Genomic DNA, 15,341 nt, shown 5'->3' on the forward strand with positions numbered 1-15,341 from the left:
ATCGCAAGTGTAGAAGTGCTGCAAAGGCGCGGATTAAAGATGTGTTGCTGAATCAGACAGTGCGCAACAGCCAATCCGTTGCGCACTGCTGGCCCATTACTGGCGGTAGGACTTGAGGAAGTTGCCGATGCGGCCGATGGCCATCTCCAGGTCATCGACGCGGGGCAGGGTGACCACGCGGAAGTGGTCCGGCCACGGCCAGTTGAATGCCGTGCCCTGCACCACCAGCAGCTTTTCGGAAAGCAGCAGGTCGAGAACGAATTTCTCGTCGTTATGGATCGGGCAGACCTTCGGGTCGATTTTCGGGAATGCGTACAGCGCGCCCATCGGCTTCACGCAGCTGACGCCGGGAATGTCGTTGAGCAGTTCCCAGGTGCGGTTGCGCTGTTCCAGCAAGCGACCCTGCGGCAGCACCAGATCGTTGATGCTCTGATAGCCGCCCAGCGCGGTCTGGATCGCGTGCTGGCTCGGCACGTTGGCGCACAGGCGCATGTTGGCCAGCATGTCGATGCCTTCGATGTAGCTCTGCGCGTTGTGTTTCGGCCCGGAAATGGCAATCCAGCCGGAGCGGAAACCGGCCACGCGGTAGGATTTCGACAGGCCGTTGAAGGTCAGGCAGAGCAGGTCCGGCGCCAGCGAAGCGGTGCAGATGTGCACGGCGTCGTCATAGAGAATCTTGTCGTAGATCTCGTCGGAGAACACCACCAGATTGTGCGCCCGGGCGATTTCCAGCATGCCCAGCAACACTTCCTTCGAGTACACCGCACCGGTCGGGTTGTTCGGGTTGATGATCACCATGGCCTTGGTGTTCGGAGTGATCTTGGCCTTGATGTCGGCGAGATCCGGGAACCAGTCGGCGCCTTCGTCGCACAGGTAGTGCACAGCGTTACCGCCGGCGAGGCTCACCGCAGCGGTCCACAGCGGATAGTCCGGAGCCGGCACCAGCACTTCGTCGCCGTTGTTGAGCAGCGCCTGCAGCGACATCACGATCAGCTCGGACACACCGTTGCCCAGGTAGATGTCTTCGATGCCGACACCTTCGACCTGCTTTTGCTGGTAGTACTGCATCACCGCCTTGCGCGCGCTGAACAGGCCTTTGGAATCGCTGTAGCCCTGCGCGGTCGGCAGGTTGCGGATCACGTCCTGGAGGATTTCGTCCGGCGCTTCGAAACCAAACGGCGCCGGGTTGCCGATGTTCAGCTTGAGGATGCGCTGGCCTTCCTCTTCCAGTCGTTTGGCGTGCTTGAGCACCGGGCCGCGAATGTCGTAGCAGACGTTGGCGAGCTTGTTCGATTTGCTGAACTGCATGGCGATGTGATCCCGAAAATGAACGATCCAGGCGGCAAATGGACAACCGTACTGGGATTGCTGCGTCTTCGCACAGGCGGAGGTCTGGCGCTTTTGCGCTCAGAATCCGTTTGAATGCGCCCGGTCTGGCTGCCAGACTGGCGCGTGACGAGGCGCAATCATACGTGCCGCCCGATCCGTGGAAAAGGTACAGATCGGGCTTTTTCAGCCGCTGAGGTGTGATGATGGAAAAGTTGCAGAAAACCCTGGAAGAGTGGAAGGCCATGCTCGACCCCGAGCAGTACAACGTCTGCCGTCTGAGTGCCACCGAGCGCCCGTTCTCGGGCAAATACAACGACACCAAAACCGACGGTGTCTACCACTGTGTCTGCTGCAACGAGCCGCTGTTCGACTCCAAGACCAAATTCGACTCCGGCTGCGGCTGGCCGAGTTTCTATCAGCCGATCGGCGAAAGCGCGATGACCGAAATCCGCGACACCAGCCACGGCATGATCCGCACTGAAGTGAAGTGCGCGCGCTGCGATGCGCATCTGGGGCACGTGTTCCCGGATGGCCCGCCACCGACCGGCCTGCGTTATTGCATCAACTCGGTGTGCCTGAACCTCGAGCCCCGCGAATAACCGAAACAGGCGACATTGCGTCGCCTTTTTTATCGAGCAATTAGATTGCGCACGATTCAATTGCTCGTTATGTTTGCGCCTTCCTCACCATTGCGGAGCCGACCGATGAGCGACAACCTGCTGAATATCCCGTGCACTACCATCAAGGGTGAGCAAAAGACCCTGGCCGATTTCGCCGGCAAAGCGGTGCTGGTGGTCAATACCGCGAGCAAGTGTGGCTTCACTCCGCAATACAAGGGCCTCGAAGAACTCTGGCAGACCTACAAGGATCAAGGGCTGGTGGTACTGGGTTTCCCTTGCAACCAGTTCGGCAAACAGGAGCCGGGCAATGAGGGCGCCATCAGCGAGTTCTGCGAACTGAATTTCGGCGTCAGCTTCCCGCTGTTCAAGAAGATCGACGTCAACGGCGCCGATGCTCACCCGCTGTTCGTGCAGTTGAAGAAGCGCGCCCCGGGCCTGCTCGGCTCGCAGGGCATCAAGTGGAATTTCACCAAGTTCCTGATCGGCAAGGATGGCCAGTTGGTCAAGCGTTTCGCCCCGACGACCAAACCGCAGGACCTGAGCGGCGAGATCGAAGCTTTGCTGAAATGAGTCAGCCGGGTGATTCGCTGAAGCTCGACAACCAGTTGTGCTTCAAGCTGTACGCGGCCTCGCGGGCGGTGATTCGTGCCTACAAACCGATGCTCGATCAGTTGCGCCTGACCTACCCGCAGTATCTGGCGATGCTGGTGCTGTGGGAATGGCAGGACGCGGCGCCGGAGCAACCGACGGTCAAGGCCTTGGGCGAACGTCTGGCGCTGGATTCGGGCACGTTGACGCCCTTGCTCAAGCGCCTGGAGCAGATCGATCTGGTCCAGCGTCGGCGCTCGGCGCGGGATGAACGCGAAGTGCATTTGAGCCTGACGCCAGCAGGGCAAGCATTGCGCGAGCAGGTTGGGCCACTGAAAGGGCGCCTGCTCTGCGACAGTGGCGTTGATCTTGACCGGCTCAACGACTTGCGCGCCGGCCTCGATCATTTGCTCGGGCAAATCAAAGCGCTGACGTAGTCGGCATCCACTGGTCGAGCAGCGCGGCGAGTTCTTCGCGGCGAAACGGTTTGGCCAGATAGTCGCTCATGCCGGCCGCACGGCAACGTTCGCGTTCCTCGGACATGGCATTGGCGGTCAGCGCAACAATCGGCAGATTCGGCCAGCGCCCGCTCTGGCGAATTTGCCGACTGGCTTCATAGCCGTCCATCACCGGCATGTTGCAGTCCATCAGCACCAGATCGAAGTCGGCAAACTCCAGCTGATCCAATGCTTCGGCGCCATGGCCCGCCACCACCACATCGCAGCCAAGCTTGCCGAGCATGCCTTTGGCGACCAGTTGGTTGACCGGGTTGTCCTCGACCAGCAGCACCTTGCCCCGACGTGCGGACGGCGAGGCGTCCGCTTGCGCTTCGGTGAGGGCGGCGACCTCCGGTTGCAGAATCCGTCGCAGATGCTGGTACAGCGCGTTGCGCGCCAGCGGCCGGGCTTGCTGCTGCAAGGGGGCGAGGGCGGCGGCTTCTTCGCTGGGCAGAAAACTGCCGTAGGCAGTCACCAGCAGAATCGGCGCGGTGATGCTCGGGCGCAAACCGAACAGACACTCGGGGCAATCAGTGATCAGGACGTCAGGATTCAGGCCCAGCAGGGAATCATCGATGGTGCGCTGCGTGTATTCCAGGCCCCACACCGGCAACAGGCTTTTCAGCAATTCCGCCAGGCCACTGCTGGCTGCAGTAATGGCGAGGACCTTGCCACGTAACGGCTGCGGAGGGAGGGCGCGAGTGTGGCAGGGCAGTGGCAGCTCTGCACAGAACTGGCTGCCGAAACCGCTTTCGGAGCTGATGGTCAGCCGACCCTGCATTGCCTCGCAGAGGTTATACGTCAGCGCCAGTCCCAGCCCGGTGCCGCCGTACTGACGGGTGATACCGGCGCCGGCCTGGGTGAACGGCTGGAAGATTTTCACCTGCGCTTCCTGGGCGATGCCGATGCCGGTGTCGCAGACTTCGATGCGCACACCATTCTTGTGCGCCGACAGACGCACATCGACGCGACCGAAGCGGGTGAATTTCAGCGCGTTGGACAGCAGGTTGCTGACGATCTGCCGCACCCGCGTCGGGTCGCCCAGCACCAGCGCCGGGAAGTGCGGCTCGATCAGACAGGTCAGCTCGACGCTCGGAGCGGCATTCTGCGAAAGCAGGTTGGCGGTGTCTTCGATCAGCGAGCCGAGGTCGAAGGGGATGTTTTCCAGCTCCAGTTGCCCGGCGTCGAATTTCGACAGGTCGAGAATATCGTTGAGCAGTTCCACCAGCACCTTGCCCGAGTCGTGGGCGATCGACAGTTGTTGCTGCTGTTCGGCGTTGAGCGGGCCGTCCAGCGACAGCGCGATCATCCCCAGCAGACCGTTGAGTGGCGTGCGGATTTCATGGCTCATGTTGGCCAGAAACGCCGAACGCGCTTCGGCCATGTCCAGCGCCGTGCGGCGTGCCACTTCAAGTTCTTCGTTGGACTGACTGAGGCGGGCATTGATCGCCTTGAGTTCGGCGGTGCGCGCCGAGACGATGTCTTCCAGTTGCGCGAGGTATTCGGTCAGGCGGTTTTCCGCAGTGCGCCGTTGCTGGATTTCTGTGGCGATGTTTTCGAACTGCTGATTGGCGACTTTGACCAGCACGCCGATTTCATCGTTGCCGTGGCCGGCGGGGCACTCGAGCGTGGTCGGCTCGGCACTGCGCGGGTCGCGGCCGCTGAGTTCACGGATGACCCGCACCAGTGGTTTGGTCAGCATCACGTAGAACAGCGCCAGGAGGATCCCGGTAAGCAGCAGGCTGCGGGCAAAACCGTTGAGCAGAGTGACTTCCGCGCGGCGCAGGAAGCGGCTGCCGAAGGCATAAGTGTCGACTTCAAGCTTGAGCACGCCGAGGGATTCGTTGGGCAAGTGGTCGAGGTACAGGCGATCTTCGAAATGACGCTTGGCGCCGAACAGGAAGTCGCTGATCAGCCGATAGCTGCTCTGCAGTTCCGGGCGTTTGACGTTGGCCAGCACGGTATCGTTGTTGTCGATCAGTTGCGCGGCGATGATCGCCGGCGAGCGCAGCAGGCCCAGGGTGAGTTCCTGCGCCAGTTCGGCGTCGATGTTATAGGCGATGCGCGAGGCCGGATTGTGGCTGATTTCCAGCAGCGCGAGGATTTCCCGGTTGATGGAAGCGTCTTCGCTGGCATAATCGATGCCGATCTGCAGCAGACTGAGCAGGGTGCCCAGAATGAACCCGACCAGCACGGTAAGCCTGGCTTGCTTGTAAGACAGCCGGTGGGTGAATTTGATATCCATGGGTTGTTGAACCACTTCCGTTTCCCTTCGCTGCTCAAGCATAGTCGATCATGCAGGGATACCGAGGTTCCCGAATCGCCTTGTAACAAGGCTTGCTGAGGCGATTTTATCTGTGTGTCGTCGCTGGATCGTCATCATCACTGTGAAAGTGCCCGAGGAGAAGACGTGGATTCCCGATTGAATGCTTTTCTTGAGCGCGCCGAGTCGGTTCTGGCGCGAATCGAACCACTGTTGCCGGCACCGCGCCCTGTCATTGACTGGACCACTTGCCTGGCGGCGCGCTGGCAGCGTGACGGGCGCAGCGGCTACCTGTTGCCGCTGGAAGTCAGCCTCGACATGCGTCTGTCCGACCTGATCGGCGTGGACCGGCAGTTGGAGCAGTTGGGGCGCAACACGCAACAATTTCTTGATGGCATGCCGGCCAACCACGCCTTGCTCTGGGGCTCGCGCGGCACCGGCAAGTCTTCGCTGGTGCGTGCGTTGCTGGCCGAGCATGCCGGTGCCGGCCTGCGTCTGATCGAAATCGAACGCGATCACCTGGCAGACCTGCCACGCGTGGTCGAGCAAATTGCCAAATTGCCGCAACGTTTCGTGCTGTTCTGCGATGACCTGTCGTTCGAATCCGGCGAAGGCGACTACCGCGTGCTGAAAAGCGTGCTCGACGGTTCGCTCGAGCAGGCCCCCGACAACGTCTTGCTGTACGCGACCTCCAATCGCCGCCACCTGGTGCCGGAAAAGGAAAGCGACAACGAAAACTGGAAGCGCGTCGACGGCGAACTGCACCCGAGCGAAGCGGTGGAAGACAAGATCGCCCTGTCGGACCGTTTCGGCCTTTGGCTGTCGTTCTACCCGTTTACCCAGGAACATTTTCTCAATGTCGTCGAGCACTGGATCGGCCAGTTGGCCGCCAAGGCCGGCCTGAGCTGGCAGCGCGACGAAGCACTGGACATCCTCGCCGTGCGCTGGGCCACCGGCCGCGGTAATCGCAACGGACGTTGCGCGTATCAATTCGCCCGCTACTGGGTGGGACTGAAATTGCTGGAGCACAAGGCATGATTGATTTGCAACAAAGCGGCCAGGGCCTCGAAGGCTACGGTATGTTGGCTGCGCAACTGGAATCGCTACTGGCGGACGAGCGCGATTTCATCGCCAATGCCGCGCAGTTTTCCGCGTTCCTGTTCAACCAGCTCGATGATCTGAACTGGGCCGGTTTCTACCTCAATCGCAACGAAGAGCTGGTGCTCGGCCCGTTCCAGGGTCAGATCGCTTGCGTGCGCATCCCGTTCGGGCGCGGTGTTTGCGGCGCGGCTGCTGCCAGCCTGCAAACCCAGCGCGTCGAGGATGTGCATGCTTTCCCGGGTCACATCGCCTGCGACAGCGCCTCGAACAGCGAACTGGTTGTGCCGTTGGTCAAGGACGGTCGACTGATCGGCGTGCTCGACCTCGACAGCCCGAAGCTGGCGCGTTTCGGCGCCGAAGATCAGGCCGGCATCGAGCAACTGGCGGCGATTTTCCTGCGCCTGACCGACTGCTGATCAACCGCTGAGGCCAGCCTTGTGCAACAGGCTGGCCGTATCCACGCTGTCGATTTGCGCGGGATCGAGAAACCGCGTCGCGTACTGCATGTACACCCCCTCGTTGATAAACAGGCCAAACAACGGAGCATCGATGTGCGCTTCACGGCACATGGTCGCCATGATTCCCAGCGCCTCGCTCAACGACTTGGCTTTCTTGTAAGGGCGGTCGGCGGCGGTCAGCGCTTCGAAAATATCGGCAATCGCCATCATCCTCGCCGGCAGGCTCATCTCCTCGCGTTTCAGCCGTTTCGGATACCCGGTGCCGTCCATTTTTTCATGATGACCGCCGGCGATCTCGGCAATGCTGTCCAGGTGGCCGGGGAAGGGCAGGTGGCTGAGCATCATGATGGTCTGCACCATGTGGTGATTGATGATGTAGCGCTCTTCGCGGGTCAGCGTGCCACGGGCGATCTTCAGGTTGTACAGCTCGCCGCGATTGTATTTGTACGTGGGCACATCGAGTTTGAAGCCCCAGGGATTGTCCTCCGGGATCAGTTCGTTCTTGTTGCGTTCGATCAGATGCTCGGGCTTGTCGGCCAGCAGTCTTTCGCTGACGGGCAGCCTAGGTGCAGGCGTTTTTGCCTGGCGGCGATTTTCTTCCCATGACACACCAAGGCGATCGTCGAGAGTGCGCAACCAGGTGCGTTGCGCCAGTTGGTCGAGGCGTTGCAGATCAGCCTCGGCCATGGCCTCGCCACCGAGATTGCAGCGGGCGACAAAGGCGAAGTCGTCGTCGAGCATCAGCAGTTCACTATCACGTGCGCGGGCCAGCGCAGCCTCATCAGCACCACTCGCCAACGTCTGCCAGTAGTTGATCCACACGTCACGCTTGAGCACTTCGAAGCGGGTGCGGATTTCATGGATGCGGTCGTTGATGGTTTCGAGTTTGGTGGCTTTGTCGACCACATATTCCGGCGTCGTCACCTTGCCGCAATCGTGCAGCCACGCGGCGATATGCAGGGCTTCCCATTCATCTTCACTGGGCTGATAGGCGCTGAACGCCGGCGCCTCGCTGGCGGCGGCAGCCTGGGCGAGCATCAGCGTCAGTTCCGGCACCCGCTGGCAATGCCCGCCGGTATACGGGCTCTTGGCGTCGATCGCGCTGGCGAGTAGTTGAATGAACGCGTCGAGCAGCTGTTTTTGCCGGGCCTGCAGGCGCTGGCTTTCGATGCTTACCGCCGCCGCACCGGACACCGCCTGCAAGAAGGCGATACGGTCGGGCCGCAGCTTTTCCAGATCGCTCGGCGCGCCGCTGTCATTGACCAGCAGAATCAGCAGGCCGATGGTTTCGTCGTGCTGGTTGTGCAGGCGGATCCCGATCAGGTGAATGCGCGGTGAGTCCATGGCCAGGAGGATTTTCTGCAAGTCGCCGGCCTGATCGAAGCCCAGATGGCTGACAGTATTGTTGGCGCTGGCCAGTTGCTCGAACCAGGCCGGCCCGGTGTTTTTATGCAGCTCACGGCCCTGGATGTCGAACGCCTCCAGCGCCTGCGGCACGCCATTGATCACCAGCCCGTAAGGTTCCATGCGCGCGCCGTCGGCTTCGCGCAGGTAGATCAGACCGGCCTGCGCCTGAGCGATCTGCACGGTTTCGAACAGCACGCGTTCGAGCAGCGGGGCAAAACGGGTTTCGGCGCAAAGGCTGTCGGTGATGCGGAAGAAACTGCCCAGGGTTTCTTTCATCCGCGCCATCGACAGGCTCAACTGATCGACTTCCAGTACGGGAGAGCGGCGCGCCAGCGGAGAACTGAAGTCGAAGCTGCGGATCGCGTCGGCTTCCTTGACCAGGGCATGCAGCGGCTTGACCAGAATCCGCGAAATCACCCAGCCCAATGGCAGGCACAGCAACAGGATGGCCAAGGTGATCAGCGCGCCTTGCCAGCGCATGCGCAAAGCATCTACCAGCAATTCGTCTTCCGGTACCAGCAGCGCCAGTTGCAGACCTTTCGGCCCGCCTTCCTCGATGCTGGTGCGCGCGACGATCCATTGCCGGTCGTTTACTAGCAGACGCTTGCCGATATTGTCGGAGCTGAGCAGCGCGTTCAGCTCTGGGCTGAGATCGGCCGCTCTGGCCAGACGCGCAGTGCGGTCATCGACGATCAGGCGATGGCTGTCGGGGTAGGCCACGGCGTTGCCGTCGGTGTCGTACAGCGCGATCTCTGTCGAGGGCGTGACCCGATGTTTGCCCAGGGCGGTCGACAGCGAAGCGAGGGTCAGGTCGGCGCCGATCACGGCATTCTCGCCGCTGCGCCGGGCCAGCGTGGTGCCGACATTGTGGGTCGAAAAAAATACATAGGGCTCGGTGGTGATCTGCCCGGCCTTTTGCAGGGCGTCGCTGAACCAGGTCCGGCTGCGCGGATCGTATGGCTCTTCGGAATGTTCGCGGCGGTTGATCGGTGTCAGGGCCTGATCGAAGAACAATGATTGCGAGCGCACGGTGCCTTGCGGCTCGTGCTCGATGCTCCAGACCTGATAGGCCGCCGCTTCCGGCGCCTGAAGCTGTGCCTTCAGAGCCGGCGTGCGCAGCGCGCGCACCATGAAGAAATCACCATTGGCGTAACCCAGATACAGCGACGCCAGCGCCGGGTTATCGGTGAGCGACTGGCTGAAGGGTTTGAGTAACGGCAGGCGTTGTTGCAGATCGCTGGCCTGGGCCGCCGGGGTGTCCGCCAGCAGGCTCAGCAGGTTGCGGATCGGCTGATAGGTTGCCTGCAGATCGAGGCGTACATCCTGTTCGATGCGGTCAAACAGCTTTTCGCTGCTCGACAGGATGATCTGCGTGGTCTGGTGGTAATTGAACAGGCCCAGCACCACGCCCGTAAGCAACAGGAGAAAGGTGAACATGACGCTGATGTGCACGTGCAGCGGCAACCGGCGTTGCTCGGGGCGCAGTGGGCTGTGCATTGCAGGCTCTCCATGAATGTTTAACTCACTGCTCAGCGCCCAAGCATAGTTAAGACTCGCTCACTGTGCCTTGATCGGCCAGGGTCAATTGATCCTGCAAGGCTTGCTCCAGTTCGAGCATGGCCTGGCTGGTTGCCGCCCAGCGGCGGGCAATCTCCTTTGACGCGAGCGCTTGCTGACAAGCTTCCTCAAGGGCATCGCAACATTCGATCAACCGTGATGCCTGCGCGATGCGTGCGGCGCCCTTGATCTTGTGCGCGACCACTGCCAGCGCTTCGCGATCATCCTCGGGCGAGAGCCTGAGCAGTTCCTCGCGGTCGAGGCGGCTGCTTTTGAGCAATTCAACCAGCATGCGGCGGGTCTGCGCCGGGTGGTTGCCGGTCAGCAGGCTCAGACTTTGCAGGTCGAATACCAACGCGGATGAGGCCGGCGTGATGCCGTCGATCCACTGCCCGAGCAACGTCAGACTCAACGGTTTGAACAGGCAGTCGTTCATGCCGGCAAGCTTGCAGCGCTGGATTTCTTCGGGCTGGGCATTGGCGGTGAAACCCAGCACGGTGCACGGCCGGCGGCGATTTTGCAGTTCAAGCTGGCGGATGGCGCGGGTCATCTCGTAGCCGTTCATCAAGGGCATGTTGCAGTCGACGATCACCAGATCGAAATGATCGGCCTTCCATCGTTCCAGACCGCTGCAGCCGTCCTCGGCAATGCTGAACCGATGGCCGAGAAACTCCAGTTGCTGACACATGAGCAAACGGTTGGCCGGATGGTCGTCGACCACCAGTACATGCAGCGGCGTTGCCGATGGCTTGATCAACGGTTCGCTTTTCGGCGGATTGGCTTTCACCGGCACGCTGTCCAGCGGCAACGAGACGCAGACCTGAGTGCCGATACCGGGCTGGCTGCTCAACTGCAGTTGCCCGCCCATCATTTCGCACAGATTGCGACTGATGACCAGGCCCAGGCCGGCACCGTTTTTTGCCTGTTGACTGCCGTTACTCGCCTGCGAGAAGGGCTCGAACAAGCGCTGTTGATCTTCGGCGCTGATGCCTGAGCCACTGTCCTGCACGGTCAGTTGCATCAATGCTCGACCAGCAGCGTCTGACGAGATCAGGTCGAGGCTGATCCGCACGTGGCCAGACTCAGTGAACTTGATCGCGTTGCTGACCAGATTGGACAGCACCTGCTTGAAGCGCAGCGGATCCAGATACACATCCACGGCCGGGTGCGGCGGGTTGAAGACGACTTGCAAGGCGAGGTTTTTCTGTCGGGCCAGACCGTCGAAAATGCGTGCAACGGACGTCACCGTATCGACCAGATTGATCCATTCCGGGCACAGGCTCAGGCGCCCGGACTCGATACGCGCAATGTCCAGAATATCGCCGATCAGCCCCAGCAGATCCTTGGCCGAATGGTAGGCGGTGTCGATCGAAGCGCGATCGGGGTGCTGCGGTTCAATGCGGCGCAGGGTCAGTTCGAGCATGCCGATCACGGCGTTCATCGGCGTCCGGATTTCGTGGCTCATGGTCGCCAGAAAGGTACTCTTGGCTCGGTTCGCCTCGTCCGCCTGCTCCTTGGCCGCGCGCAACTCTTCGAACAATTGGCGGCGCTCACTGATGTCTATCCAGCCGCCGATAATGCCTTGAACGTCGCCGCTGGAGTCGCGATAGGGAAGAATCCAGTGGTAAATCGTCAAACGGCGGTTGCCGATGTGCAGGGGGCGGTCGAGTATCAAGGGAGTGCCTTCGGCGATGACTCTCTGGTAATCGGCCTGGAACGCCTGCGCTTCGAAGGCATTGCCGAGTGTGCCTTGCATGACATCTTTGCCAATGATGTCCTCGCGTCTGGCGTTGAACGCCTCGAGATAGCTGTCGTTGCAACTTTGCAGCAGGCCCTGTCGATCCCGGACATAGATCGGGTGCGGCGTACCGTTGACCAGCGACCGCATGAACTCCAGCTGATCGTTCAGCGCACGCTCGGCGGCCTGGCGCTGTTTGATCTGGTGGCGCATGTAGGCGTTCCAGGTCAACAACAGCAGCAGGATCAGGCCGGCGGCGGCAATCACCTGATAGAACAGGCGCTGATAGTTTTGCCAGATGTTCTGGGACGCGGTGGAGTAACCGCGCCAGCGGCCGTTGATCACGCCGAGTTCCTCCGGAGCGATGCTCAGCAGCGCCTTGTTGATGATCGAGGCCAGCTCGGTGTTGTCACGGGCGGTTGCCAGGGAGAAGGCGGCCTGGCTGGTGCCGATCGTGGTGGTGATTTGCAGTGGCCGGTCAAAGATGCGCGAGGAGATGAAATAGTTGGCGATCACCAGCGAGTTGACGGCGCCGTCGACGTGGTTGTCGGCGAGCATCGACACGGCGCTGAAGGTGTCGGGGGTTTCGATCAGTTCGATGCCCGGAAAATTCTCGTGGAGGTAAGCGACCAGTGGATTGCCCTGAGCGATCGCCAGTCGCTTGCCTTTGAGTTGGGCCAGGTTGGTGGGGCTGTCGGCGCTTTTGCGGGTCAGCAGCACATAGGAGTTTTCCAGATACGGGCGACTGAAACTCAGGTTTTTTTCACGTTCTGCGCTGGGCAGCAGGGCGGCGATCAGATCAGCCTTGTGGTTGTCGATCTGCCTGATCATTTCCGCATCGTTGCGACTGCGCTGAACCTCGAAACGCAGGCCGGTACGCAAGCGGATCAGCTCGAGCAGGTCGGCGCTGATGCCGCGAAAATTGCCGGCGCTGTCGAAGAAGGTCAACGGTGCGTAAGCTTCATTGACCACCACGCTGACGATGGGGTGACGCTTGAGCCAGGCCTGTTCGCGTTGGGTCAGTTGCAGTTTTTTGTCAGTCAGCAACATGTCGCTGCCAGCGCTCCAGCGCTTGGCGATGTCGTCGCGCTGGGCGCTTGGCACCGCGGTGAGCACGGCGTCGATGATGCCCAGCAGCTGGGGATTGCTGCGCCTTACGGCAAAGCTGAAGCCTTGCGCTTCCTGTTTGCCGAAATTGGCCATGCGGACGTTGTTGAGATAGCCCTTGTTGATCATGTAATGGGTGGAGAGGGTATCGCCGAGAAACACATCGGCCTGATCGAAGGCGACGGCGTTGATTGCGTTCTGATAAGAGGGGTAGCAAGTAATCAGCGCCTTGGGATACAGCGCCTTGATCTCGGGCAGCGGCAGGTAGTGATAGACCATGCTCAGGCGCAGGCCTGCCAGGCCTTCGGTTAACGAGCGGGCGTCATCCTCGCGCGTCACCAGCACCGGCTGATCGACCGCATAAGGTCTGGAGAGGGCGAGATTGGCATTGCCTGCTTCGTAGCCGTTGGCTGTGCCAAGAAGGTCGATCTGGCCATCGATCAAGGCGCGAATTGCAGCCTCGCGCGAGGGAAAGCGTTGCACGCGAATCGGCAAACCGGTGGCCTGACCAAGAATCCCTGCGTAATCGGCGGTCAGTCCCTCGTAGTCCTGGCCACTGACGGTCATGTCGAATGGCGGGTAATCAGGTGCGGAGGTACCCAGTTTCAGTTCGCTGCGAGTCTGCAGCCATTGCCGTTGTGACGGCAGCAAGACAGTTTGAACGGCCTCGCTGGCCGAGCGGCTGAGCAATGCGTAATCCGGTGAAGCGCTTGGCGTGGCGAAGGCATTGGCGCTCAGATAGAAAACAGCGCTCAAGGCGATCAGGTAGTCCTTTACACGGCTGGGCATGCGGAGTCTCACACGAGTGCGTTGCGTTTGGCCATCTCGATAAGTTCTACAAGGGATCTGGCTTTGAGTTTTTGCATCAGGCGCTTTTTATAAGTGCTGACGGTCTTGTTGCTCAGAAACATGCCTTTGGCAATTTCCTTGTTGGTACGTCCTTGGGCAAATAACTGCAATACCATCAATTCGCGGTCATTGACGGATTTGAATAATTCAAGTTCAGCATATCGAGTGTCGTCGCTGCGCACCGGATTAAGCGCTTGGCTGGGGAAATAGTTGTAACCGGAAAGTACCGCTTTGATTGCGCTGACCAGTTCGCTCAAGTCTTCCTGCTTGCAGACATATCCTGATGCGCCGGATTGCATGCACCGGATACCGAACAGCGTAGGACACTGCGCCGTCAGTATGAGAATCTTGAAATTCGAACCCATGGTGTTGAAGCGGGCCAGTACTTCGAGGCCGTCCAGCTTGGGGATGCTGATATCGAGGATGACCAGGTCGGGCATGCATTCTCGGACCATCTGCATGGCGTCGACACCGTTATCGGTCTCACCGACGACCTTGTAGCCTTCATGTTCCAGAAGCATTCGCACGGCGAGGCGGATTACCGGATGATCGTCCACAATAAAAACGGAGTTCATAAAAAGAGTCCCATGCAAGCATGAATAAAGCGCGCACCTTAGCTCAGATGCATGAGCACTCGCATTGACTGGTAGTGTCGCGACTACGTTATCGGATTAATCCTACGCGTAATGAGGAAAGGGACTACGTTGAAATTAGGTTTGACGTAAGGAAGTACGAGTATGCAATTGGCCAAAGATGGAAATTATCCAAGAGCTATTATTGATCTCCGATTATTTGCTGGTGTTTAAGGTCGTGTTTAATTAGTGCAGTTTGTTTTATTGGTCGCATGGGTCAGCGCAGCTGAATCTGACCAGAATCAAAAGCGCGTTATTGCGATACGTGGCGAGGAAACTCAGCGGGAATTCAGCCGGCCAGATCAACGGTCGGCTGAATGCGGCATGCTCAATGACTGGAACGCCCGGTCATTTCCAGTGCCATGTCACTGGCGTAGCTGTCGGTCATGCCGGCGATGAAATCGATCATGCGCAGAAACGAACTGTGCAACGAACCCTGTGGATCCGGCGCGTTATTGCCGAGCAAATCGAGGATGCGCCGGCTCTTGAACGACGGCGTGCGGCCGTTGTGCTGCTCCAGCGCGGCGCCACAGAACGAATTGAGCAGGATCTCCAGCGTCGTGTACGCGCCGATTTCATGCAATGTCTTGCGCTTGTCCTGGAAGATCTTCTTGCGCGCGATGTCCTTGGCGTTCAACACGCAGCGCTTTGCCGGCCCATGCATGTGTTCGACCAGATCACCGTGCAGCGTGCCGGCGAGCAGGGCATCCTGCTGTTCGACAAACGCCCGCGCTGCCGCGTTGGTCAGGTGCTCGATGGCTTTGCCGCGCAGGATCGCCAGTTTACGCCGGCGGGAATCCTGCGGGCCGAGCTGGCGATAGGTCTCCGGCAAGTCGTCACCGACCAGGCCGAGCAGCAATGACTCGACCTCGGCATATTCAAGCAGATCCATTTCCAGACCGTCTTCGAGATCGATCAGCGCATAGCAGATGTCATCGGCGGCTTCCATCAGGTAGACCAATGGATGGCGTGCCCAGCGCTGGTCTTCGATTTGCGGCAGACCGAGCTTGTGAGCGATCTGTTCGAGCAGCGGCAGCTCGCTCTGATAGCAGCCGAACTTGTGTTTCTTGTAGCCGAGGGAGTCGGCATGGCGCGCGGTCCAGGGGTACTTCAGGTAAGTGCCCAGCGTCGCGTAGGTCAGGCGCGTGCCGCCGTCGAACTGGTGATATTCCAGCTGCGTCAGCACGCGAAAGCC

Annotated in this window: 10 protein-coding genes and 1 pseudogene; 5 read left to right on the plus strand and 6 right to left on the minus strand. The window is 60.1% G+C overall.

Translation table 11 applies throughout. The features are described from left to right. Positions 1–96 precede the first annotated feature (96 nt). Entirely contained in the window at positions 97–1,308 is a 1,212-nt protein-coding gene (locus D6877_RS17710) for a pyridoxal phosphate-dependent aminotransferase (RefSeq protein ID WP_016770856.1), read from the minus strand. A gap of 224 nt (positions 1,309–1,532) precedes the next feature. Here D6877_RS17710 and msrB point away from each other — a divergent pair, with 224 nt between their 5' ends. From msrB to D6877_RS17725, 3 genes are all read left to right on the plus strand, one after another. Then, entirely contained in the window at positions 1,533–1,928 is a 396-nt protein-coding gene (gene msrB / locus D6877_RS17715) for a peptide-methionine (R)-S-oxide reductase MsrB (RefSeq protein WP_130911598.1), read from the plus strand. A gap of 105 nt (positions 1,929–2,033) precedes the next feature. Beyond that, positions 2,034–2,519 carry a glutathione peroxidase gene (locus tag D6877_RS17720; protein WP_016770854.1) on the plus strand — a complete coding sequence of 162 codons (486 nt, stop codon included), beginning with the start codon at positions 2,034–2,036 and terminating at the stop codon, positions 2,517–2,519. Beyond that, on the plus strand, positions 2,516–2,974 hold the full coding sequence (locus D6877_RS17725; protein WP_130911599.1) for a MarR family transcriptional regulator: 459 nt from the start codon (positions 2,516–2,518) through the stop codon (positions 2,972–2,974). The genes D6877_RS17720 and D6877_RS17725 overlap by 4 nt, the downstream gene beginning before the upstream one ends. Here the strand turns inward: D6877_RS17725 and D6877_RS17730 are convergent. Next, entirely contained in the window at positions 2,958–5,279 is a 2,322-nt protein-coding gene (locus tag D6877_RS17730) for a response regulator (RefSeq protein WP_130911600.1), read from the minus strand. The two genes, D6877_RS17725 and D6877_RS17730, sit on opposite strands and share 17 nt — an antisense overlap. A 165-nt stretch (positions 5,280–5,444) precedes the next feature. Between D6877_RS17730 and D6877_RS17735 the strand changes: the two genes are divergently transcribed. Together D6877_RS17735 and D6877_RS17740 are read left to right on the plus strand one after the other, a co-directional pair. Beyond that, entirely contained in the window at positions 5,445–6,335 is an 891-nt protein-coding gene (locus D6877_RS17735) for an ATP-binding protein (protein ID WP_130911601.1), read from the plus strand. Next, on the plus strand, positions 6,332–6,814 hold the full coding sequence (locus tag D6877_RS17740; RefSeq protein ID WP_016770850.1) for a GAF domain-containing protein: 483 nt from the start codon (positions 6,332–6,334) through the stop codon (positions 6,812–6,814). Before D6877_RS17735 ends, D6877_RS17740 begins: the two co-directional genes overlap by 4 nt. Here the strand turns inward: D6877_RS17740 and D6877_RS17745 are convergent, their stop codons facing one another. The 4 genes and pseudogenes from D6877_RS17745 to D6877_RS17760 all read right to left on the minus strand — a co-directional run. Continuing rightward, positions 6,815–9,760: an HD domain-containing phosphohydrolase gene (locus tag D6877_RS17745; RefSeq protein WP_130911602.1), complete on the minus strand. Its 2,946-nt coding sequence runs from the start codon at positions 9,758–9,760 to the stop codon at positions 6,815–6,817. A gap of 49 nt (positions 9,761–9,809) precedes the next feature. Continuing rightward, positions 9,810–13,454 (minus strand): transporter substrate-binding domain-containing protein, encoded by a 3,645-nt coding sequence (locus D6877_RS17750; RefSeq protein WP_130911603.1) that lies wholly within the window; start codon positions 13,452–13,454, stop codon positions 9,810–9,812. A gap of 8 nt (positions 13,455–13,462) precedes the next feature. After that, a complete protein-coding gene (locus D6877_RS17755; RefSeq protein ID WP_041478434.1) occupies positions 13,463–14,089 on the minus strand; it encodes a response regulator transcription factor in 627 nt (208 codons plus the stop codon). Positions 14,090–14,474: 385 nt separating this feature from the next. Further along, a pseudogene (locus D6877_RS17760) lies at positions 14,475–15,341 on the minus strand (deoxyguanosinetriphosphate triphosphohydrolase); the annotation flags it as partial.

Origin of the sequence: Pseudomonas sp. Sample_9 (assembly GCF_004307535.1) — a bacterium.
Lineage (GTDB): Bacteria > Pseudomonadota > Gammaproteobacteria > Pseudomonadales > Pseudomonadaceae > Aquipseudomonas > Aquipseudomonas mercuritolerans.